The sequence below is a fragment of the Chelativorans xinjiangensis genome (assembly GCF_009812055.1).
Lineage (GTDB): Bacteria > Pseudomonadota > Alphaproteobacteria > Rhizobiales > Rhizobiaceae > Chelativorans > Chelativorans xinjiangense.
Genome location: NZ_WQNH01000019.1, coordinates 1 through 21,560, shown reverse-complemented (window position 1 = coordinate 21,560; position 21,560 = coordinate 1). Strand labels below are relative to the sequence as shown.

The following is a 21,560-nucleotide window of genomic DNA, read 5'->3' as shown; positions in this document are numbered from 1 at the left end:
TTCCGTCCGGAATTGCGACAAAACAAAGAGTAGACCAATTCATCGATTCCATGAAACGATGAATTGGTCTAGCGCAAGCGGGACGGCGACATAGCCCCAGCGACCGTGGCAAGCTCGGGCGGTGTGGTATCGCCGAGCATGTCGGCGGCGAGCCGGGAAAGCGCCGGCGCGGTCTGTATGCCGTAGCCGCCTTGCCCGGCGAGCCAGAAGAAACCTTCGGCCCCGGCATCGAAGCCGACCACCGGCGTGCCGTCCGGCGCGAAGGTGCGCAATCCCGCCCAGCTCGTTTCGACCCGCGTGACCGGGCTCCTCACCGCCTGCTCGTAGCGGTAGAGCCCTTCCGCCAGCACCATGTCGTCGACGAACGCGTCATGCGGCTCGACCGGGTCCTCGTCGGCCGGCGACACCAGCAGGCGTCCGCCGTCGGGCTTGAAGTACCAGTTGTCGGCCGTCTCCGCGACGAGCGGCCAATCGCGGATGTCGAAACCCTCGGGCGCCGGCAGCACCGCCATCGAGCGGCGCATGGGCACCAGTCCCAGCGGCGCGACACCGCAGGCGGCCGCCACGCGGTCGGCCCAGGCGCCGGCCGCATTGACGACGATGCGCGCGGTAACCGCCCCCGCGGCCGTCTCCAGCATCCATCTGCCGTGGGAATGCTTGCCTTTGCCCGGCGCGGCACCGGTGAGAAGCCGCGCGCCGTCGCGTTTCGCACCCTTCAGCCACCCCTGGTGCAGGGCCGCGACGTCGATGTCCATGGCATCGGCCTCATAGGCCGCCGCCGCTATCCATTCGCGCTTCAGGAGCGGCACGAGGGCGACCGCCTTATCCGCTGTTATCTCCTCCAGCCCGGTCGCCATTTCGAGCAATTGCTCGTGCTTGGCGCGCCCCGCCTCGTCGGTCACGAAGAGGATGCCGCGCCGCTTCAGAAGCGGAGCCGGAAAGAGCACGGCGTCCGCGCCGGCAAAGAGCGGTGCGCTGGCGCGGCTCAACGTCCGTATGACGTCGTTGCCATAGTTCTGAATGAAGATCGCCGCCGATCGGCCTGTCGAGTGATAGCCCGGCTGGTCTTCCTGCTCGAGAAGGAGGACGTCATGCTCCAACGCCAGCGCGGCGGCGATGCCCGCTCCGGCGATCCCCGCTCCGATGACGGCGATGTCGGTTGAATACGCTTCGCTCATGGAATCCGTCTTGTAAGCCGCCGAGAAAGGCACGCAGGTTATCGCCAAGCGCGTCGCAGAGATAGCCGCCTTCCTGGATGATCGCCGCCGGCAGTCCGATGTGGGCGCAGGCTTTGCCGATTCGCGCGAAGCCATCCGTCGTCACCGTCACGCGCTCGGGAACCTCCGGTTGGGCCGCGGCGCGCCCGAGCGTCGGCACCCTTCAGGTAGAGCATAGCACGCACCCCGGCTCGCCGCTTAGTTCCTCTCGACCGGCTTCGAGCGCATACGCGAGACTGTCTCGCGCTCGGCGCGCTTGCAGCGCATCGGCGGCAGTCCGCGGTCCATCAGCGCCATGTCTTCGAGCACCATGTCGCCCATGCGCTTGAAGGCGATGTCGAGGGCGCCGGCGCGATGCGCGGAGCGCAGGAAGCCGTCGAGGGAGCGCACGGGATGATCGGCGGGCAGGGGCTCTTCGGGGAAGACGTCGCTCGCCGCCACGATATGGCCACGCCGCACGGCCTCCATCAGGGCGTCGAAATCCACGACGTCGGCCCGGCTGAGCAGGATGAAGGCGGCGCCCGGCCGCATCTTCTGAAAGGCCTCGGCGCCGAGGAAGCCGCGGTTCTCGGTCGTCACCGCCGCGACGACGAAGACGAAGTCGCTTTCGGAAAGCACGGTGTCGAGCGCGGCCGGCTCCACGCCCGCTTCGCGCAGGATGGAGGGCGGCAGCCACGGGTCGAAAACCCGGACCCTGGCGCGAAAGCCGGCAAGCACGCGATTGAGCGCGCGGCCGAGATCGCCGAAGCCGACGATGCCGATCTCGGAGCCCGAGACGAGGCGTGCGGAGGCATTGCCGTCACCGCCCCACAGCTCGCGGCCGCGACGGAAGTCGAGATCCGCGTTGACGATGCCGCGCGCAAGGTTGAGCGCCAGCGCCAACCCCATCTCCGCCACCGGCTCTGCGAACACCGCTCCGGTGGTCACCACGTGGATACCGCGCTCGAAGAGCGTCTCGTAGGGCATGTTGTTGATGAGATTGGTCTCGACGTTGAAGACGCAGCGCAGGCTCTTCATCCGGCCGAGCGTTTCCGGCGAGATCGGCGGCTGCCCGATGATATAGCGTGCGAGGCCGAGCACCTCCTCTTCAAGGCGGTGCAGCTGCGCGGCGTCGGTCTCTCGGATGTCGTAGCCCTCATGCAGCCGACGTCGGGCCTCGGGCGTGAAGATCAGGTCCAGTGTGCGCGGTTCCGGTGCGCTGATGACCAGCGGCCTCGGTGTCTCGGCCATAATTTTCCTCCCTGCGCGATTTGCGGACAGTATCAGGCGTACATCCACGATAAAACGATTTACAGCACTGAAAAATCGATTTATCAATAGTTTGGCTTGGAAAGCGAGCTTTGGGAGGAGCGTTTGTCGAGCGGTGCCGTGCACAAGCGGCCGTCGATCCACGACGTGGCGAACCATGCGGGCGTGTCGGCGGCGACCGTCTCGAAGGTCATGCACGGCGTGCCGACCGTGAAGCCGGAGAACGCACAGCGCGTTTTCGAGGCGGTGGAGCGGCTGGGCTACCGGGCGGATCCGCTTGCCTCGGACTTGAGGCGCGCCAAGCGCCGCATCATCGGAGCGATCCTGCCGGAATTCGAAAGCGAGTTCTTCGGCTCCATGGTCACGCATCTGGAGCGTCTTGCGGAACTGCGCGGCTACACGCTGGTGGCCGCGTCGAGCGGCGAGTCCGAGGAGCGCGAAGCGGAAATCCTGAGGCGCATGCAGGACTGGCGCGTGGCCGGTGTCGTGCTGGCCCCCGTGCGCGACGAGCATGGCCGGGGCGGCGAGCTGATGCAGGCGCACGGGATGACCGGCGTGATGATCGACCGGGTGCTCTCCGACAAATCCTTCGACACGGTTTCGGCCGACAGCCTCTCGGCGAGCGCGGAGGTTGCACGCGAGCTCATCGGGCGTGGCCACCGCCATGTGCTGGTGGTCGGGCTTGGAGAGCAGGGAGCCTGCGTGCGGGCGCGTCTCGAAGGGTTCCGCAAAACGGCGGAAGCGCTGGATCCGAAGGTGCGGATCGACGTGATCCTGTGCGAGAGCGACGTGGAGCCGTTGCGCGCCTCGATCCGCGACTACTTCTCGCGTGGCGAGCGGCCGACCGCGGTTTTTTCCCTGTTTCTCAAAGGGACCCTCGTCGCCCTGAGCGAGTTCCGCCGCCGCGGCTGGCACTGCCCGGACGACATCTCGCTGGTCGGCTTCGACGACGCGGAATGGATGTCGGTCACGTGGCCGACGATCGCCGCCGTCGTGCAGCCGGTCGGCCAGATCGCCGCCCAGGCCATGGATATGCTTTTTCGCCGCATAGACGGCGAGACCGGGCCGCCGACGGCGCGGCTCGAACGATGCCAGCTATTGGTGCGGGAATCCGTTGGAGCGCCGAGCAGCGGTCCGCACTCGGGGGGAGGAACAGGACAATGCCCCCGATTGTCAGAACCCGAAATGACGCCGCACTCGGCCTGAAAGGCGGCGTCGCAAGTCTGTGGAGGAGTCAATGATAGGTAAAATGCTGAGAGTGAACTTGATTTCGGCGGCGGTGCTGTCGCTCTCCGTGCTGGCGGCCCACGCCCAGGATGGCCAGTACGGTGTCCTGATGAAGACGCTTTCCAACCCCTTCTGGGGCGCGATGGGGCAGGGCGTCGAGGACGGTGCCAAGGAAGCAGGCGTCGACTATTTCGTGCAGGCGGTCGAGAGCGACCAGGCGGCAGAGCCGCAGCTCAACGTGTGCAACACGATGCTCGAGCGCCAGCCGGTGGCGATGATCACCGCCGCCATCAACTCCACCAACCTGCTTCCGTGCCTGAAGGCCGCGCAGGAACAGGGCATCAAGGTGGTCGACCTGGACGGCAATCTCGACCAGGCGATTCTCGACAAGGAAGGGATCGAGATCACGTTCCGCATCGGCTCCGACAACGTGGCGGCCGGCGCGCAAGGGGCGGAGTATCTCGTCTCCCAGCTCGGCGCCGATGCCACGGGGGCAGTGCTGGTCATCGAGGGCCTGTCGGGCAACATCACCGGCCAGATGCGTGCGGAAGGCTTCGCCGGGAAGCTCGCCGAGCTGGCGCCGGGGCTGGAGATCGTGGCCTCTCTGCCAGGCGACTGGGACCGCGGTAAGGCGGCATCCATCACCAACGACATCCTGACCCGCAATCCAGACCTCGTCGCCATCTTCGCTGCCAACGACGGTATGGCGCTGGGTGCGGTGGAGGCGGCCTATGCCGCCGGCAAGGGCGATCAGATCGTCATCATCGGCGTCGACGGCAACTCCGACGCGGTGAAGTCGATCAAGGATGGGCGGCTCAACGCTTCCGTCGCTCAGCTCCCTTATCTCGTCGGCAAGCAGGCGGTCGAGAACGTCAAGAAGGCGCTGGCCGGCGAAGAGGTGCCGGCGGACATTGCCGTGCCGACCCTCGTTCTCACGCAAGAGGTGCTCGAGGACGGCAGCGAGCCGCTGCTCGAATACGTCAAATAATCCTCCCGAAACCTGGCTGGCGCGGGAAGCGCCAGCCCCTTTTCCGGTCGAGGCACAATGTCTTCTGATCTTGCAACACCGGGCGTGTGGACGCGGGCCCAGCGCGCCTCGGTCGAACGCCTGCACATCAGGCTCGAGTCGTTCCTGGTGCTGGTGGCCCTCAGCGCCCTTATGGCGGTCCTGTCCCCGTATTTCCTGTCCTTCAGCAACCTCCTCAACATCCTGCTCGCCACCTCGACGATCGGCATCCTGGCCATCGCCGCGACCTTCGTCATCGGCTCGGGCGGTCTCGACCTGTCGCTCGGTTCGGTGATGGGGCTTTCGGGCGTGGTGGGCGCTTTCGTCGCCGTCAATCTCGGGGCACCGTCGGTGCTGGGCGTTATCGCCTGCATCCTGGCGGGCGGCATTGCCGGCTATATCAACGGCCAGCTCGTCACGCGCGCCTTCGTCCCGGCCTTCATTGTCACGCTCGGCATGTTGGGGCTGGCGCGGGGGTTGGCGCTCGTCATCTCGGGCGGCCGCGTCATCTACGGCTTGCCGGAATTCATGCTCTATCTCGGCCAGGGCCGGCCCTTCGGCGTACCAATGCCGGTCATCATCTTCGTCGCCACGGCGTTCATCGCCCATTGCGTCCTGGCCTATACGCACTTCGGCAGGCACACGCTGGCGCTGGGCGATTCCGAGGGGGCTGCGCGGGCAGCCGGCATCCGCGTCGAGCGGCAGCGGCGCATGCTCTACACGCTCTCCGGGGCGCTCGCCGGCCTTGCCGGCCTACTCTTTTCCGCGCGCATAAATTCGGGCGATCCGACCGCCGGGCTCAACTACGAGCTGACGGCGATCACGGCGGCCATCATCGGCGGCACGAACCTGTTCGGCGGGCGCGGCTCCATCCTCGGCACCATGATCGGCGCCCTCATCATGGGCGTGCTGCAGAACGGCCTCAACTTGCTCGCCGTGCAGTCCTACTACCAGCAGATGGCCATCGGCGCCGTGCTTATCCTCGCCGTCTTCATCGACCAGTACCAAGTGAGGAAGGAGAGCCGGGTATGACCCTTCTCAAGCTTGAGGGCATCCGCAAGAGCTTCGGCGCGATCGACGTGCTGCACGGGGTCGATCTCGCCGTGAAAGCCGGCGAGGTCGTCGGGCTGGTCGGCGACAACGGCGCCGGCAAGTCCACGCTGATGAAGACGATCACCGGTATCTATCAGGCGGACGCCGGCTCGATCACCTTCGACGGCCGGGGCATCCTCGATCTCGATCCCGGCGAGCGCCGGCGGCTGGGTATCGAAATGATCTATCAGGACCTATCGCTCGCGAGGCAACAGGACGTCTCCAGCAACATCTTCCTCGGCCGCGAGCCGACAAGGAAGCTCTTCGGTCTCTTCCCCTTCGTCGACAAGGCGGCGATGGACCGCCAGGCGGCGCAGATGATCGAGCGGCTCAACGCACATCTGCCGTCGATCAACCGCGCTGTCGGCTCCTTCTCGGGAGGCCAGCAGCAAACAGTCGCCATCGCCCGGGCGCTCACCTTCAACCCGAAGCTCGTCATCATGGACGAGCCGACGGCCGCGCTTGCCGTTCGCGAAGTGCAGAGCGTGCTCGACCTGATCCGCCGGCTGAAATCGGAAGGTATCGCGGTCATCCTGATATCGCACCGCCTCAACGACGTGCTTTCGGTGACGGACCGGATCGTCGTCCTGCGCCATGGACGGGCCGAAGCCGATCTCGTCACCGGCAAGACCAACATGAGCGAGGTGGTGAGCCGGATCGTCGGCGGCGGAGATATGGCCGCGGCTGCCTCCCACGAAGCAAGAGGATAACGATGAACACGTTCGGACTGCATACCTTCGCGATCTCACCCGTATGGGAGGTCGCGCACATCGAACCGCAGATGGAGGCGCTCAAGGCGCATGGCGTCGGTCTGTTCGAGATCCCCTTGCTCAGACCGGAGGAACTCGACGTTGCCGCCGCGACCGCCTTTGCGGCACGGCACGACGTCGAGCTCATCTGCTCGCTCGGCCTGCCGGCAGGCCTGGACGTGGTGGAGCGGCCCGACGAGGCGCTGGCCTTTCTGGAAGCCGCGTTCCACACAACGCGGGCCGTGGGCAGTGGCGCGCTTTGCGGCGTTACCTATGGCACGATCGGCAAGACCACGGGCCGCGCTCCCACGCAGGTCGAGATCGACGGCATCTGCCGCTTCCTCGAACGCGCGGCCGCGCAGGCCGCCGCCCACGGCCTGCGCCTTGGCATCGAGCCGTGCAACCGCTACGAGACGCACCTGATCAACAGGGGCGCCGACGCGGCACGGATCATCGAGCGCGTGGGTGCGGAGAACCTGTTCATCCATCTCGACACCTACCACATGCATATCGAGGAGGAGAGTTTCGAAACGGGCTTCCGCGCCGCCGCCCCCCATCTCGGATATGTCCACGTCTCGGAAGCCAATCGCGGCGTCCCCGGCCGCGGGATGGTCAACTGGCCGGCTGCTTTCGGGGCCATGGCCGCGATCGGCTACGAGGGGCCGATCGCGCTTGAAAGCATGAACCACGTCGATGCCGACATCGCCAGAGGGCTCGCCGTGTGGCGGCCGGTGGCGGAAAATCCGCAGGATGTCATCGACGTCGGACTGCCGTTCCTGCGCAACGCGGCGCGGCAGGCGGGGCTGACGCTCGGCTGATCTTCGCCTCCGGGGTCGAACTGGAAAATGGAGATGTCTGCGCCCCTTCGCGCCCCCTCTGTCCTGCAGGACATCTCCCTCACGAGGGGGGAGATCAGCCTTCACGACGATTTTCTTCAATCATCGGCGTTGCAGATTAGGTGCCGGAGGCAAGCAGCCAACGTAATCTCCTCCCTCGTGGGGGAGATGTCCGGCAGGACAGAGGGGGCGCGAAGGGGCGCCGGCATCTCCATCTCGCCCAGATCAAGAGGCTTCCTCCCCACCACCACCCCGCCTCCCACCATCTTTTTTTGAAACTCCTTCCACCTCCACGCTCTTGCCGTTTGCGCGAACGGCTTTAGCTTCGCGCTGCTGGCAACCTTGGAGGTTTGTCCGGCGCGATGATGCCCCGGAGGTCGTCCGGGGCGTCGCTCATGCGGCTTCGGGAGATGAGGATACGAAGCCGGAAAGGTGAGGCGCCTGAGGAGCGGCGTTCCGCTTCGCAAGCGAGAGGCAGGCCTATCACCAACGCAAACGCTGCAGCCGGTTCGCCGCGCGCAGGCGGGAGGAGAAATGTTCGAAAAGCTCTTTGATCTGCGGGCCCACGGCACGTCGGTGCGCATCGAGGTGATCGCCGGCGTCACCACGTTCCTGACGATGGCCTACATCATCTTCGTCAATCCGGCGATCCTCTCCACGACGGGGATGGATCGCGGCGCCGTCTTCGTGGCGACGTGCCTTGCCGCCGCACTCGGCACTCTCATCATGGCGCTGTTTGCGAAGTGGCCGATCGGCATGGCGCCGGGCATGGGGCTAAACGCCTTCTTCGCCTTCACCGTGGTCGGCACCATGGGGTTTTCCTGGCAGCAGGCGCTGGGGGCGGTTTTCGTTTCCGGCGTCATCTTCCTGATCCTGACGGTGACCGGCGTTCGGCGCTGGCTCATCTCGGGCATTCCGCAATCCATGCGTTGCGCCATTGTTGCCGGCATCGGGCTGTTCCTGGCGATCATCGCGCTCAAGAGCTCCGGCATCGTCGTCGCCTCGGAGGCCACTTTCGTCACCCTCGGCGATCTCTCCCAGGCTGGCCCCATGCTTGCCATTCTTGGCTTCTTCATCATCGCCGGGCTGGACGCCCTCAACGTGCGCGGCGCCATCCTCATCGGCATTCTGGCGGTGACCGTCCTGTCGATGCTGCTGGGCATCAACGAGTTTCAGGGCGTGGTCTCGGCCCCGCCGAGTATCCTGCCCACCTTCATGCAGCTCGACGTCTGGGGTGCGCTTTCCGCTGGGCTCCTGCATGTCATCCTCGTCTTCGTTCTGGTCGAGGTTTTCGACGCCACGGGCACGCTGATCGGCGTGGCCAAACGCGCCGGGCTCATGAAGCCCGAGCGGCCCAATCGTCTCGGCCGCGCGCTGATGGCCGACAGTACGGCGATCGTTGCCGGCTCGCTGCTGGGAACGAGCAGCACGACGGCCTACGCCGAAAGCGCCTCGGGCGTTCAGGCAGGCGGCCGCACGGGGCTTACGGCGCTGGTGATTGCCGTTCTGTTCCTTGCGGCCTTGATGTTCTCGCCACTCGCCGGTTCGGTGCCCGCCTATGCGACGGCGCCCGCGCTTCTTTACGTGGCCGCTCTGATGATGCGTGAACTGGTCGAGATCGAGTGGGAGGAGACGACCGAGGCGGTGCCGGCCGTGCTGACGGCGATGATGATGCCGTTCACCTATTCGATTGCCAACGGGCTGGCCTTCGGCTTCGTCAGCTACGCAGTGATCAATACCTTGGCGGGGCGCCCGCGCGCCGTGCATCCGGCGACCTGGAGCGTCGCGGCACTTTTCGTCCTGCGGTTCGCCTTCGTATCCGAATAGTGAAGCCTGTCCGAACAGCGGGGGCTGGATATGCTAGAGCTGCGGCCAGCTCCCGCCGATGGCGCGGGTGATCTCGTCGGCCGCCTTGCGCACGAGGGCGCCGTATTCGGCGTCGCGCTCGGGCGTGACGCGCACCGACGGGCCGGACAGCGAGATGCCGGCCGTCGCCTCGCCAAACTGGTTGAAGATGGGGGCGGCGATGCAGCGCATTCCGGGTGTGCGCTCTTCGTCGTCGATCGACCAGCCGCGGACGCGGATGCGCTCGAGTTCCGCAAGGAGCGCCTCTTTCGAGGTGATCGTCTTGTCGGTGAAGGCGGTGAGCGCCCGCCTCTTGAGAACCACCTCGATCTGCGCCTCGGGAAAGAAGGCGAGCAAGGCCTTGCCGATGCCCGAGGCGTGGATCGGGCCGCGCGTGCCGGGCCGGAAGAAGGCGCGGATCGGCTCATGCGTTTCGACCTGGCTGACGAAGATCACCTCGCCTTGATCGACGATGGCCAGATTTGCGGTCTCCCCCGTTGCCGTCATGATCCGCTGCATGACCGGCCGGCTTTGCTCGACGACGTGCGTGCGGCCAAGGAAGCTGCTGCCGATGCGGAATGCCTCCAATCCCACCTGCCAGAGCTGCGCCGGCTCATCGAATTGGACGATGCCATGTTTCTCCAACGTAATCAGGATCCTGTAAGCCGTCGACGCCGACTGGCCGGACGCCTCGGCGATCTCCGTCAGCGACATCCCGCGGCCCTTCGCCACCACCTTGAGCACGTCCATTGCGCGATCCAGCGATTGGATAAGCGTGCTTTTCGATGTGTCGTTGAACGAGCGCGGCCTTCCCCGCGCGCGGCTGATATGGGGCGGCATGATCTTCTCCCTATTGCCGCACAGAGTTATGCGTCCTCACCGCGGCGTCAAGATTTCAGAAATGATTTGCACAGGGCGCAAAATATTAAATACCAATGAAATCAGATGGTTGAACCGTAAATCGAGAAAATGAAAATATTTTCCAAAAAAATTGCCTTCGCCCCAGTGCCTGCCTTAATCTGCCTGTTGAAACGCCGCTGCTCGCGGCCAGGTCTCGGAGACAATGCCGATGTCGACACAAAACCCGATTTTCGTTCCGGGCCCCACGAACATCCCCGAAAGGCTCCGCCGTGCCGTGGACTATCCGTCGATCGACCACCGCTCGCCCGCCTTCGCGGAGATGTATAAGCCGGCGCTGGAGGGTGTGCGGCGCGTCCTCAAGACGGAGAGCGCGGAAATCATCCTTTTCCCCGCCACCGGCACCGGCGCGTGGGAGGCGGCGGTCACCAACACGCTCTCTCCTGGCGACAAGGTTCTCGCTGCGCGCTACGGCATGTTCTCGCACCGCTGGATCGACCTCTGCCGGCGGCACGGCCTCGATGTCCAGGTCATCGAGGCGCCGTGGGGTGCCGGCGCTCCGGCAGAGGAAATCGAGCGCGCGCTGAAGGCCGACAGAGAGCACCGGATCAAAGCATTGCTCGCCTGCCACAACGAAACCGCCACCGGTGTGCGAAGCGACATCGCCGCCGTGCGACGCGCCATCGATGCCGCGAAGCATCCCGCACTCCTTTATGTCGACGGCGTCAGTTCCATCGCCTCCATGGATTTCCGCATGGACGAATGGGGCGTCGACATCGCCATCACCGGCTCGCAGAAGGGCTTCATGCTGCCGGCGGGCCTGGCTATCCTCGGCGCCAGCCCGAAGGCCATGGAGGTGATGGCCTCCGCGCAATGCCCCCGCTGCTTCCTCGATTTCCGCGATATGTTGGAAAGCGCTGCCGCCGGCGGCTTTCCCTACACGCCACCGGTCAATCTCATTCGCGGTCTCGGCCGGTCGATCGCCATGCTGGAGGAGGAGGGGCTGCCTCGCGTCTTCAGCCGCCATCGCAGGATCGCCGAGGGCGTTCGCAAGGCGGTGGAGGCGTGGGGCCTCTCGCTCTGCGCAAGAGAGCCCTCCCTTTACTCCGACACAGTGAGCGCGGTCATCGTGCCTGCGGGTTTCGACGCTACCAGGATCGTCACCCACGCCGCCGAGAAATACGGGGTCGCTTTTGGCGTCGGCCTCGGCGAGGTGGCCGGCAAGGTGTTCCGCATCGGCCATCTGGGCAGCATGACGGACGTCATGGCGCTCGCCGGCATCGCCACCGCCGAAATGGTCATGGCCGATCTGGGCCTTTCGATTAAACTTGGCTCCGGCGTACGTGCCGCGCAGGAGTTCTATCGTGCCGGTCACAGCGGGGACGACGCCTCGGCCGTCCCCGCTGCAGTGTGAAGGGGGCCGGAACGGATGGAAATCCCCACCTACGACGATGTCGTGTCCGCGCATGCGCGCATCGCGCCGCACATCCACCGCACGCCGATCTTCACCAGCACGTTCCTCGACGGTCTCACCGGCGCCAGCCTGTTCTTCAAGTGCGAGAATTTCCAGAAGGCCGGTGCCTTCAAGGTGCGTGGCGCCTCCAACGCCGTGTTCGGCCTGGATGAGGAGAAGGCGGCGGCAGGCGTTGCCACCCATTCATCGGGCAACCACGCGCTATCGCTCAGCTATGCTGCCGGCAAGCGCGGAATTCCGGTAACCGTGGTCATGCCGAAAACAGCGCCGGAGCCCAAGAAGGCGGCGGTGCGCGGCTATGGCGGTCGGATCGTCGAATGCGAGCCCAGCACGTCCTCGCGCGAGGCCATGCTCGCCGAAGTGGTGGCCGAGACCGGTGCCGAGTTCGTGCACCCGTACAACGACCCCCGCGTGATTGCCGGCCAAGGCACTTGCGCGAAGGAAATCGTCGAGCAACTGGGCCCGCTCGATGCCGTCATCGCCCCCATCGGCGGCGGCGGCATGATCTCGGGCTGCTGCCTGACCTTGTCGGCCATCGCCTCGCAAGCGAAGATCTATGCGGCCGAGCCGAAGAACGCCGACGATGCACACCGCTCCCTCAAGGCAGGCCATATCATTGCCGACGACGCGCCGCAGACGGTGGCGGACGGGCTGAAGGTGCCGCTCAAGGAACTTACCTGGCACTTCGTCTCCCGCTACGTGGAAGACATCCTCCTCGCCACCGAAGACGAAATCGTCGAGGCGATGCGCCTCATCTGGCAGCGCATGAAGATCGTCGTCGAGCCATCGAGCGCCGTCCCCTTGGCGGCAATCCTGAAGAACAAGCACATTTTTGCCGGAAAACGGGTCTGCGTCGTCCTCACTGGCGGCAATGTCGACCTGGACAAGCTGCCCTGGATGGCGGCCTGAGCACCGCGCCTGAAGGACAAGGAGGAATGCCATGAACGCCCTCAACAAGACCGCCGCGCCCGTCGTCGGCCTGAACGTTCCGGCCGCCGTCGGCATGAATCTGGAGGAGGTGCAGACGCCGGCACTAATCATCGACCTCGACGCCTTCGAGCGCAATGTGAAGCGCATGCGCCGCTTTGCCGAGGAGATGGGCGTTCGCCACCGAGCGCATGCCAAGACGCATAAATCCGCCGATATCGCACGCATTCAGATGGAACTCGGCGGGGCGGTCGGCGTGTGCTGCCAGAAGGTGTCGGAAGCCGAGGCGATCGTCGCCGGCGGTGTGCGGGATGTCCTTGTCTCGAACCAAGTGGTCGATTCCGGGAAGATCGACCGTCTGGCGCGGCTTGCAGGCCGGGCGCGCACACTCGTTTGCGTCGACGATCTCGGCAATGTCGACGACCTGTCCAAGGCGGCACAAAGGCACGACACGACGATCGAGTGCCTGGTCGAGATCGATTGCGGGGCAGGGCGCTGCGGTGTGCAGTGGGGCGAGCCGGTAGTCGACCTGGCAAAGAAGATCGCCGCCGCCGCCGGGCTGGAATTCTCCGGCCTGCAGGCCTACCAGGGCGCGGCCCAGCACGTTCACGACTACAGGGAGCGCAAGGCGAAGATCGACGCCGCCATCTCCCAGGTCGCTGCCACCGTCGCCATGCTGAAGTTGGAAGGCCTGGAGTGCGGGATCGTCGGCGGTGCCGGCACGGGCTCCTACTATTTCGAGGGCACGTCCGGCGTCTACAACGAGCTGCAATGCGGCTCCTACATTTTCATGGATGCCGACTACCAGAGGGTGCGGGACGAGGATGGCGATTTCATTCATGCGTTCGAGAACAGCTTGTTCATCTGGACGTCGATCATGTCCAAGACCAAGACCGACAAGGCGATCTGCGACGCCGGCCTCAAGGCGCAGAGCGTGGATTCCGGCCTGCCGGTCATCTACGGGCGCGACGATGTCGAATACGTCAAATGCTCCGACGAACACGGCGTTATCGCCGATCCCGGCAACGTGCTGAAGCTCAATGACAAGCTGAAGCTCGTGCCCGGCCATAGCGACCCCACCTGCAATATCTACGACTGGTATGTCGGTATCCGCGACGGCAAGGTGGAATGCCTGTGGCCGGTCACCGCGCGCGGCATGGCCTACTGAGGCGCCGCCATGCTGGTCGTCACGGAGGAAACCTGCCGCAACGTCATCACACGCGAGGACGCCTTTGCGGCCGTGGAGGGTGTTTTCGCCGCCATGGCCAGCGGCGAGGCCTGCAACTTCCCGGTCATCCGCGAGGCGATCGGCCATGCGGACGCGCTCTACGGCTTCAAGTCCGGCTTCGACCGTGCGCATGGCGTACTGGGGTTGAAGTCGGGCGGCTATTGGCCGGGCAACGAGAAGCGGGGTCTGACCAATCATCAGTCGACCGTCTTCCTCTTCGATCCCGATACCGGGCGACCGCAGGCGATGGTCGGTGGCAACTATCTGACAGCCATGCGCACCGCGGCGGCTTCTGCCGTCTCCATCCGCTATCTGGCGCGCCCGGATGCCAGGGTGCTCGGCATGGTCGGCGCCGGCTTCCAGTCCGCCTTCCAGATGCGGGCGGCAGCGGCGCAGCGGGAGTTCGAGAAAGTGATCGGCTGGAACCCGCATCCCGAAATGCTCTCGCGGCTGGAGGAAACCGCGGCGGAGCTGGGTTTGCCCTTCAAGGCGGTCCCGCTCGAGCGGCTTGGAGCGGAGGCCGACGTCATCATCACCATCACTTCGAGCTTTGCGCCGATCCTGATGCGCGATCACGTGCGGCCGGGCGTGCACTTGGCCTGCATGGGAAGCGACACCCGGGGCAAGCAGGAGGTCGCCGCCGAACTCGTTGCCGCAGCAAAGCTCTTCACTGATGAAGTCGCCCAGGCGGTCAGCATCGGCGAGTGCCAGCACGCGGTAGAGGCCGGCCTGATCGAGGAAGCGCGGATCACGCCTATCGGTGCCGTCGTCAACGGCACGCACCCCGGGCGCTCGTCGTCGGACGAGATCACCCTGTTCGATGGCACCGGCGTCGGTCTGCAGGATCTGGCCCTTGCCTCCGTCGCCGCATCCGGCGCCCGCAGCAGAGGCCTTGCAACCGAGTTGTCCCTCTAACCAAACCCAATGCGCTTTCTGCCAAGCGCAAGCCGCGCGCAAGGTTCCTGCCTTACATTCAGGAATTGGGGGCTGCACTGTTTCCGGGTGTATGCATGGGCGGGGGCCTGTGAAACCGGAGCGCTTTGCAAGCCTATGTGCCTGAGCCTGTGGGTGGCGAAACGCCCGAAGCGGCTGGCCGACACGTAGGAAAGCGATGGCGGAGGATACCAAGGCGAAACAGGTTTGGCGCTGCGACGGATGCGGCGACGAACGAACGCTTCGTAAGATCGATGAGCACCGGATCGTCGCCATCGTCATCACATCAGGGCCCGGAGAAACCCGGTTCTCCCGAAAATGCCAGCTCTGCCCGCACTGCCAGCTCCGCCTTGTTCGGCAAGCCGACCCGATGCGTTGGTCCGGCATCGACACGGATGCGAGCACCGGCTTGGCAGACAGCCTCGTTGATGCTCGGCCCATTCGCGGAGCCGGGTGAGAAACAGCGCTACCGCTGTTCGCCTCCCCCGCCGTGTGAGGTTGTTGGACATCCCGCTATAACGGGACGACCGCCCGCTCAATCCCAATGCCGTCAGCCTGAGCTGAAGCAATTCGAGGCGACCGAGGAAAGGGGGCAGAGGGTCACGACGTGCGGCAGGCCGTTTGCGAACCCACTGGAAGAGCGGCGGGGCGTCCGTTCGCACCCAAATAGAAGCGTCCAGCAAAAATTGACTGCGTGGGCACTCGACAAGTGCAGATGTTTCGTTTATGGCAAACGTATATATAATCCCGGTATAACTCATAACTATTATGGAAAATTATAGGTATCTTAACGCATTTGGCCCTATGAAGAGCGGGTATCTGAGTTGGCGCATAGATAAACGAAAATCGCCTCGCAGGTATGGTCCGTTTTTCCCGTAAACGGGCAGTCACAGCAACAGAGTTCGGTTTTCCGCGTCGAGCGGGTTCAGACGATCTGGCTGCTGGCGCCATTCATGACAGCGGCAGCGCATCCTCATCGTGGGGATGTGGTGCCGGGTTCGTGTCGGCTCATCCGCGACATCGTCCTCTCCTCGTTGGCCATGCATACCGTCATCAAGCAGGAGCAGAATTTGATCCCTCTACGAAGCCACTCCGGCTCAAGAGAGCGTCCGATGCCCATAGTGTTCACCCTCATGGCAGGTTTGGTGCTGCAGGCATGCGCCGGCGGCATGCCCGCGGCTCAGAAGCCCGGCCCCTCCAGCGGGCGGGCGAGCACTTCGGCTGCCATCGCCCAGACAGAGCCGCCCGATGCCGCTGCCACGCCCATGCAACGGTCCGCGGTAAACCGCGGCGGTGCCGCGGCGGCAGAGGCGGGAAGCTTGCGGGCCTCGGTTATCTCCGCACTTGGCCATAGCTCCACCATACGGCGTGCACAGGCCGACCTTTCCGTTGCCGATGTCGACGTCAAGATCGCCTATTCCGGCTATCAGCCGTCGTTGCAAAGCAGCGCCGCCGTGGGAACACGAGATTCCTATGACTATCGCGTCTCGCTCGCCCAGCCGCTTTACGATTGGGGGCGCACCGGCGCACAGGTCGATCAGGCCAAAGCCGGTCAGGCGGGGGCGCTGGCGGAATATACGGATGCCCGCGAAACGGCGGCTCTGGAGGCGGCGGCCGCCCATATCGCGGTAAAGCGCAGCGAGGGGCTGATCGCGGCGGCCGAAAGAAATCTCGCCGTTTATCGCCGCTTTGCGGCGCTTGCCAAGCAGCGTGCCAGTGGCGGCGTCGGCGATGCGACAGACCTTGAACTCGTCGGCGTGCGGCAGGGAGAGGCGGAATCGGCCCTTGAGGATGTCCGCGGCGCCCTGCGCAAGGCGCGCAGCGTTTACCTTCTGCGCGTTGGTGCCGAGGCCGATGGTCTGTCGGAGGTGCCGGAGCTTCCGTTGACGCTGGATACCGGCGTCGATGCAGCAGTTTCCGAAGCGCCGGCAGTAAAGGCAGCGCGCGCCCGCGAGGCGGCGGCTCGTCAGGCGGTGAAGTCGGAGCAGGCGGGCCTTCTGCCCAAGGTGAGCGCGGAAGCTTTCGTGCGCGGCGACCAGAATTCCGGCGGAGCCGACACCGGGCTCGGCCTGCGTATAACCGGGCCGACCGTGGTCGGGTTGAGCAATTTCAACAAAGTCGAGGCGGCGCGTCTGCAGGCCGATAGCGCGAAATGGGCTGCCGAGACGGCGCGGCGCGGTGCCAGCCTTCAGGTGCGCCAGCTTTTGGACCAGGAGCCGACACTGCGCAGCCGGCTGGGAATTCTCGGCGCCGAGCTCCAGAGAGCCCGCGCGTTGCGCGCACTTTACGAGGATCAGTTCAAGATCGGCGAGCGAAAAGTTGCCGATCTCGTCAATATGCAGGCGGACATCTTCCGCATCGAGAGCAGCCGCGTAAACGTGCGCTACGACATTCTCGATCTGCAGTACGCGGCGGCGGGGGCCGTCGGCACGTTGCTCGGTTCGCTGCAACTGGCTGTCCCGGGAGAGGCCCCATGACCGCCGGTGAAAGCCATGATTGGACGGCGAGGCGGCCGGAGCGTTTCGTGGCCTCTGGCCGCGGTCCGCAGGACGATCTGCTCGAGGGCCTTTTGCTGCTTTGCCGGCTCTATGATCGCCCGTCCACGGCCGGCGAATTGACCGCGGGCCTTCCGCTTGCGGACGGCCGTATGACGCTGGCTCTCCTGCGGCGCGCCGGTGCCCGGGCGGATCTCGACGTCCGGGTAAAGCACGAGAAGAGGCTCGGCTCCATCGCCGCGGAACTGCTGCCCGTTCTCCTGGTCCAGCGGGACGGGACCGTATGCGTGCTGTCGAAAATCGAAGACGGTCGTTGCACGATCCTGCTACCGGAAATGGAAAGCCGCGAGCATGTCGTGTCGCGCAAGGACCTCGAGGAGGAGCATTCCGGCCTCGTGGTCCTTGCCGCGCCGCTGGTGCGTACCGACGGTCGCGCGGAGGGTTTTGCCGGGGAGCCGAGGCGGCACTGGTTCTGGGGAGAGTTCGCGCGCTACAAGTGGAACGTGGTGGAAGTCGCCCTCGCAGCCGCCGTCGCCAACTTGCTTGCGGTGACTACCTCGCTCTTTTCGATGCAGGTCTACGACCGCGTGGTGCCCAACCTGGCCTTCGCCACCCTGTGGGTTCTTGCCATTGGCGTCGGGCTTGCCATCTTCATCGAAGCCGTGATGCGAATCGTGCGCAGCCATCTGGTGGATATCGTCGGCCGCAGGCTCGATCTCGCGCTTTCGTCGCGGGTTTTCGAAAGGGCGCTCGGCATGCGGCTGGAGGCGCGGCCGAAGTCGACCGGCTCTTTCACCAACCAGGTGCGCGAGTTCGACTCGGTCCGCGAGTTCTTCACCTCGACGACGATCGGCGCACTCAGCGACTTTCCCTTCGTCCTTCTCTTCATCGGCATCATCGCCATGATCGGCGGACCGGTGGCCTGGGTTCTGGTTGCCGCCGTACCCTGCATCGTCCTTCCTGGCCTATTGGCGCAGTGGCCGCTATCGCGCATGTCGCGCATGCACTTGAAGGAAGGTTCGATCCGCAACGGCCTGCTGATTGAGGCGATGTCCGGTGCCGAAACGGTCAAGACGCTGCAGGGCGAGGGGCATTTCCAGCGGCTTTGGGAGGAGTACACCGCGCTCCTCGCCGGTAACGGTGCACGTATGCGAGCGTTGTCCAGCACGCTCACCTATTCGGCCACGGCGGTGCAGCAGGCCTCCTATGTCTTGGTCATGGTCGTCGGCGTCTATCAGATCGCTGCCGGCCACATGACGTCGGGCGGGCTGTTGGCCTGTGCGATCCTGTCCTCGCGCACGACCGCACCGCTGACGCAGCTTGCCGGCATTTTCTCGCGCTGGCAGCACATGCGTGCGGCGCTCAAGGGGATGGAGGCGATCATGCAGGCGCCGATCGACCGGCCGGCGGAGCGGAAGTTCGTTCATCGCCCCCGTCTTGCCGGTGCCTATCGGCTCGAGGAGATGGCGTTCCGCTACGATCAGGACAGCGAGCCGGCTCTGCGGATCCCAGCCCTCGCCTTCGAGCCCGGCACGGCGACGGCGCTGCTCGGCGCCAACGGTTCCGGCAAATCGACGCTGCTCAAGCTTTTGGCCGGGCTCTATCAGCCTGCGCAGGGGCAGCTTCTGCTCGACGGTACAGATATCCGCCAGATCGACCCGGCCGACGCTCGTCGAGCCATTGCCTACCTGCCGCAGGACGTGCGGCTGTTTTACGGCACCTTGCGCGACAATCTGAATCTGGGGCTGACGGCGCGCGGGGACGAGGAGCTTCTGGAGGCGCTGGCCTTCGTCGGTGCGGAAAACCTGGTGCGGGACCATCCGCTCGGCCTTGACCGGCAGATCGGCGAAGGAGGAGCAGGCGTTTCCGGCGGGCAGCGCCAGTCGATCGGGCTTGCCCGCATATGGCTGCGCGACCCGCGGATCGTGCTCCTGGACGAGCCGACGGCGGCCATGGACCAGACGCTCGAAATGCGTGTCATCAACAATATGCGCGTGTGGCTCACCAGGCGTACGCTGGTCGTGGCCACGCACCGCCAGCCGGTTCTCTCCCTCGTGCGGCGGGCGATTGTCGTCAAGAACGGACGGCCGGTGGCGGACGGCCCGGTGGAAGGCGTTCTTGCCGCCCTTTCCTCCAACCGGCCGCGGATCGCCGTCGCACCAGCCGAGGAAACGTAGGATGACCGACGGTCTCAGGGACGTGGCGGGCGACGGGCCGGATCAGAATCGGCTCGTCACCAGACCCCTTCAAACGCGCGGCCTGCAACGCCCCGTGCTCTGGCTGACGGCCTTTACGGTTGTCGCCTTCTTCGTCTGGGCGGCGAATGCACCTCTCGAGGAGGTGACCCGCGGCATGGGCAAGGTCGCGCCGCTGAGCCACGGGCAGATCATCCAGAGCCTGGAAGGCGGCATCGTCAGGTTCATCGAGGTGCAGGAAGGCGAGGAGGTTGCCGCCGGGCAGACGCTGGCGGTGCTGGACGACACGCGCTTCCGCGCGGCTTTCCAGGATCTGAAGGGGCAGACGATCACGCTGCGCGCCACCCTCACCCGCCTGCATGCTGAACAGGCCGGTGCCGAAACAGTCGAATTCGATGCCGAGGTAGCCGACAACAAGGAGGTGGTGGAAGCGGAGCGGGAGCTTTTCCAGGCCCGGCGGCGCAAGCTGGCCGAATCCACCGCCTCCCTGCGTGAGCGACTGTCGCTGGCCCAAAGCCAGCTCGACCTCGTCCACCCGATGGCCGAGCGGGGCGCGGTGAGCGCGGTGGACGAGATCCAGCTGGAGCGCACCATCGCGGATTTGAAGGGCGAGCTGACTGAAATGGAGAACAGCTACGCCCAGGACATCAGCGGCGAGATCGCGCAGAAAGGCGCCGAGCTGTCGAGCCTCGAACAGCAGCTCGCCCAGAAACGCGACACGCTGGAGCACACGGAGCTGAAGTCGCCTGTCCGAGGCATCGTCAAGAACCTGAAGGTAACGACCCGTGGCGGCGTGGCCGCGCCTGGCGAGACGATCATGGAAATTGTGCCGCTTGACGATCAGCTTTACGTGGAGGCGGAAATCCGCCCGCAGGACGTTGCCTTTCTACGGCCGGGCCTGCCGGCAACGGTAAAGATCACCGCTTATGATTACACGATCTACGGCGCGCTGAGCGGCAAGCTTGTCTTCATCAGTGCCGACACTATCAGGGACGAGACCCGCCGCGACGGTGAACCCTATTACCGCGTCCGGGTGCTCACCGATTCGGCCGCACTGAAGGGCCCTGAGGGCCTGTTGCCGATCAAGCCGGGCATGGTCGCCGAGGTGGACATCCAGACCGGGAGCAAGACCGTGCTCGAATATCTGCTGAAGCCGCTCCTGAAAGGCCAGGAGGCGCTGGGGGAGCGATGAGGGGATCGCCCAGTATCTGTCTTGTGTAGCGCGTGTATACATATACAGGCAAAATTATGTAAACATTATGCTTGACAAGAAGGATTTGTCGTGGCCTAGCCGGGGGATGCACACCTTTTGCGCCCTTCCCGCGCTTTCCTGCGGTTCGGCAGGGAGAGCGAGGATACAGTAGGATGTGTCATGTATATGCAATGCGCAAGGAATTTTTGGTGCTCCGGTGACCGCGAGGCGGGAGGGCGCTGTTCATGCGCCCGGCGCCGCCGCGGATATGCTCGCGGCCGGGATTTTGCCGGCGCATCGTTTACTATCTGGCATACTTAAATATAATAGTTTTATTAAGGAACTATCATGAATATCCAGGCTGAAGTCATTCATACCGGTTCTTTCACTCCTCAAGCGACGGTGCTTGCCGGTCCGTCCTCTCTCCTGAAAGCGGGTGACGCCGCGCGTATCACGCTGCTCATTCCGGAGGCCGATGTTGTCGTTTACGAGAGGCTAGGCGACGACTTGGTCCTGACACTGGCGGATGGCAGCAAGATCCGCCTCGAGGACTTCTTCCGAAGCGATGCGGACGGCGAGCCTAATCTCAGGTTCGTTGACGGGGGGCACGTGGGCGGCGGCGATGTCCACTTCGCCGACGCGTCGTTTCACAACGCGCCCAAGGGGATCGTCGAGCCCGTCATTTCCGGTCAGAGCCAGGTGGGCGCGTCGGCTGCGGTGGGGCTGATGGCGCTCGCGGGCGCAGTGGTCGGCGGAGCCGCGGTGGCCAGTTCCGGCGACGGCAAGAAATCTGGAGGCGATGGTTCTTCTACCGGCGGCGGCAACACCGGCAGTGGCACGGGCGGCGGCACGGGCGACGGCAACACCGGCAGTGGCACGGGTGACGGCAACAGCGGCGGCGGCAACACCGGTGGCGGCACGAGCGGGGGCAACACCGGCGGCGGGACGAGCGGCGGCAACACCGGCGGCGGCACGAGCGGTGGCAACACCGGCGGCGGCACGAGCGGCGGCAACACCGGCGGCGGGACGAGCGGCGGC

18 protein-coding genes are annotated in these 21,560 nt (G+C 65.1%); 15 read left to right on the top strand and 3 right to left on the bottom strand.

Annotated features, from left to right (window positions below; translation table 11 throughout):
* Positions 1 to 68: 68 nt before the first annotated feature.
* Positions 69 to 1,178 carry an NAD(P)/FAD-dependent oxidoreductase gene (locus GM910_RS13635; RefSeq protein ID WP_159588109.1) on the bottom strand — a complete coding sequence of 370 codons (1,110 nt, stop codon included), beginning with the start codon at positions 1,176 to 1,178 and terminating at the stop codon, positions 69 to 71.
* A 237-nt stretch (positions 1,179 to 1,415) separates the two neighbouring features.
* Positions 1,416 to 2,447, bottom strand: coding sequence for a hydroxyacid dehydrogenase (locus GM910_RS13630; RefSeq protein ID WP_159588108.1), 1,032 nt, complete (start codon positions 2,445 to 2,447; stop codon positions 1,416 to 1,418).
* 123 nt (positions 2,448 to 2,570) lie between these two features.
* Here GM910_RS13630 and GM910_RS13625 point away from each other — a divergent pair, with 123 nt between their 5' ends.
* The 6 genes from GM910_RS13625 to GM910_RS13600 all read left to right on the top strand — a co-directional run bounded on the left by GM910_RS13625 (position 2,571) and on the right by GM910_RS13600 (position 9,202).
* On the top strand, positions 2,571 to 3,671 hold the full coding sequence (locus GM910_RS13625; RefSeq protein ID WP_246226104.1) for a LacI family DNA-binding transcriptional regulator: 1,101 nt from the start codon (positions 2,571 to 2,573) through the stop codon (positions 3,669 to 3,671).
* 43 nt (positions 3,672 to 3,714) lie between these two features.
* Positions 3,715 to 4,680: a sugar ABC transporter substrate-binding protein gene (locus tag GM910_RS13620; protein ID WP_246226102.1), complete on the top strand. Its 966-nt coding sequence runs from the start codon at positions 3,715 to 3,717 to the stop codon at positions 4,678 to 4,680.
* A gap of 57 nt (positions 4,681 to 4,737) precedes the next feature.
* Positions 4,738 to 5,730, top strand: a complete 993-nt coding sequence (locus GM910_RS13615; RefSeq protein WP_159588106.1) for an ABC transporter permease — start codon at positions 4,738 to 4,740, stop codon at positions 5,728 to 5,730.
* Entirely contained in the window at positions 5,727 to 6,500 is a 774-nt protein-coding gene (locus GM910_RS13610) for an ATP-binding cassette domain-containing protein (RefSeq protein WP_159588105.1), read from the top strand. The genes GM910_RS13615 and GM910_RS13610 overlap by 4 nt, the downstream gene beginning before the upstream one ends.
* A gap of 2 nt (positions 6,501 to 6,502) precedes the next feature.
* Entirely contained in the window at positions 6,503 to 7,357 is an 855-nt protein-coding gene (locus tag GM910_RS13605; RefSeq protein ID WP_159588104.1) for a sugar phosphate isomerase/epimerase family protein, read from the top strand.
* Positions 7,358 to 7,909: 552 nt separating this feature from the next.
* On the top strand, positions 7,910 to 9,202 hold the full coding sequence (locus tag GM910_RS13600; protein ID WP_159588103.1) for an NCS2 family permease: 1,293 nt from the start codon (positions 7,910 to 7,912) through the stop codon (positions 9,200 to 9,202).
* A 33-nt stretch (positions 9,203 to 9,235) separates the two neighbouring features.
* Here GM910_RS13600 and bhcR read toward each other — a convergent pair whose 3' ends face one another.
* Positions 9,236 to 10,060: an HTH-type transcriptional regulator BhcR gene (gene bhcR, locus GM910_RS13595; protein ID WP_159588102.1), complete on the bottom strand. Its 825-nt coding sequence runs from the start codon at positions 10,058 to 10,060 to the stop codon at positions 9,236 to 9,238.
* A 229-nt stretch (positions 10,061 to 10,289) separates the two neighbouring features.
* On the opposite strand from bhcR, the gene bhcA reads away from it, so the two are divergent.
* From bhcA to GM910_RS13550, 9 genes are all read left to right on the top strand, one after another.
* Positions 10,290 to 11,492, top strand: a complete 1,203-nt coding sequence (gene bhcA / locus GM910_RS13590; protein ID WP_159588101.1) for an L-aspartate--glyoxylate aminotransferase BhcA — start codon at positions 10,290 to 10,292, stop codon at positions 11,490 to 11,492.
* Between the two features lie 15 nt (positions 11,493 to 11,507).
* On the top strand, positions 11,508 to 12,461 hold the full coding sequence (gene bhcB / locus GM910_RS13585; protein ID WP_159588100.1) for a beta-hydroxyaspartate dehydratase BhcB: 954 nt from the start codon (positions 11,508 to 11,510) through the stop codon (positions 12,459 to 12,461).
* 31 nt (positions 12,462 to 12,492) lie between these two features.
* Positions 12,493 to 13,647, top strand: a complete 1,155-nt coding sequence (locus GM910_RS13580; RefSeq protein ID WP_159588099.1) for a DSD1 family PLP-dependent enzyme — start codon at positions 12,493 to 12,495, stop codon at positions 13,645 to 13,647.
* Between the two features lie 9 nt (positions 13,648 to 13,656).
* The gene (gene bhcD, locus GM910_RS13575) at positions 13,657 to 14,622 is read left to right on the top strand and encodes an iminosuccinate reductase BhcD (protein WP_159588098.1); all 966 of its coding nucleotides are present in this window, start codon (positions 13,657 to 13,659) and stop codon (positions 14,620 to 14,622) included.
* A gap of 196 nt (positions 14,623 to 14,818) precedes the next feature.
* Complete coding sequence (locus tag GM910_RS13570) at positions 14,819 to 15,097, top strand: hypothetical protein (RefSeq protein ID WP_159588097.1); 279 nt, start codon at positions 14,819 to 14,821, stop codon at positions 15,095 to 15,097.
* Between the two features lie 655 nt (positions 15,098 to 15,752).
* On the top strand, positions 15,753 to 17,117 hold the full coding sequence (locus GM910_RS13565; protein WP_159588096.1) for a TolC family protein: 1,365 nt from the start codon (positions 15,753 to 15,755) through the stop codon (positions 17,115 to 17,117).
* Positions 17,114 to 19,312 (top strand): type I secretion system permease/ATPase, encoded by a 2,199-nt coding sequence (locus GM910_RS13560; RefSeq protein WP_159588095.1) that lies wholly within the window; start codon positions 17,114 to 17,116, stop codon positions 19,310 to 19,312. Before GM910_RS13565 ends, GM910_RS13560 begins: the two co-directional genes overlap by 4 nt.
* 1 nt (position 19,313) lies before the next feature.
* Positions 19,314 to 20,522 (top strand): HlyD family type I secretion periplasmic adaptor subunit, encoded by a 1,209-nt coding sequence (locus GM910_RS13555; RefSeq protein WP_159588094.1) that lies wholly within the window; start codon positions 19,314 to 19,316, stop codon positions 20,520 to 20,522.
* A 348-nt stretch (positions 20,523 to 20,870) separates the two neighbouring features.
* On the top strand, positions 20,871 to 21,560 hold a 690-nt coding region (locus tag GM910_RS13550), incomplete at its 3' end, for a BapA prefix-like domain-containing protein (RefSeq protein WP_159588093.1).

Excerpts from the sequence above, each read along its gene's own strand:
- GM910_RS13635 (WP_159588109.1), bottom strand. The coding sequence starts at position 1,178 with ATGAGCGAAGCGTATTCAACCGACATCGCCGTCATCGGAGCGGGGATC.
- GM910_RS13630 (WP_159588108.1), bottom strand. The coding sequence starts at position 2,447 with ATGGCCGAGACACCGAGGCCGCTGGTCATCAGCGCACCGGAACCGCGC.
- GM910_RS13620 (WP_246226102.1), top strand. The coding sequence starts at position 3,715 with ATGCTGAGAGTGAACTTGATTTCGGCGGCGGTGCTGTCGCTCTCCGTG.
- GM910_RS13615 (WP_159588106.1), top strand. The coding sequence starts at position 4,738 with ATGTCTTCTGATCTTGCAACACCGGGCGTGTGGACGCGGGCCCAGCGC.
- GM910_RS13610 (WP_159588105.1), top strand. The coding sequence starts at position 5,727 with ATGACCCTTCTCAAGCTTGAGGGCATCCGCAAGAGCTTCGGCGCGATC.
- GM910_RS13605 (WP_159588104.1), top strand. The coding sequence starts at position 6,503 with ATGAACACGTTCGGACTGCATACCTTCGCGATCTCACCCGTATGGGAG.
- GM910_RS13600 (WP_159588103.1), top strand. The coding sequence starts at position 7,910 with ATGTTCGAAAAGCTCTTTGATCTGCGGGCCCACGGCACGTCGGTGCGC.
- bhcR (WP_159588102.1), bottom strand. The coding sequence starts at position 10,060 with ATGCCGCCCCATATCAGCCGCGCGCGGGGAAGGCCGCGCTCGTTCAAC.
- bhcA (WP_159588101.1), top strand. The coding sequence starts at position 10,290 with ATGTCGACACAAAACCCGATTTTCGTTCCGGGCCCCACGAACATCCCC.
- bhcB (WP_159588100.1), top strand. The coding sequence starts at position 11,508 with ATGGAAATCCCCACCTACGACGATGTCGTGTCCGCGCATGCGCGCATC.
- GM910_RS13580 (WP_159588099.1), top strand. The coding sequence starts at position 12,493 with ATGAACGCCCTCAACAAGACCGCCGCGCCCGTCGTCGGCCTGAACGTT.
- bhcD (WP_159588098.1), top strand. The coding sequence starts at position 13,657 with ATGCTGGTCGTCACGGAGGAAACCTGCCGCAACGTCATCACACGCGAG.
- GM910_RS13570 (WP_159588097.1), top strand. The coding sequence starts at position 14,819 with ATGGCGGAGGATACCAAGGCGAAACAGGTTTGGCGCTGCGACGGATGC.
- GM910_RS13565 (WP_159588096.1), top strand. The coding sequence starts at position 15,753 with ATGCCCATAGTGTTCACCCTCATGGCAGGTTTGGTGCTGCAGGCATGC.
- GM910_RS13560 (WP_159588095.1), top strand. The coding sequence starts at position 17,114 with ATGACCGCCGGTGAAAGCCATGATTGGACGGCGAGGCGGCCGGAGCGT.
- GM910_RS13555 (WP_159588094.1), top strand. The coding sequence starts at position 19,314 with ATGACCGACGGTCTCAGGGACGTGGCGGGCGACGGGCCGGATCAGAAT.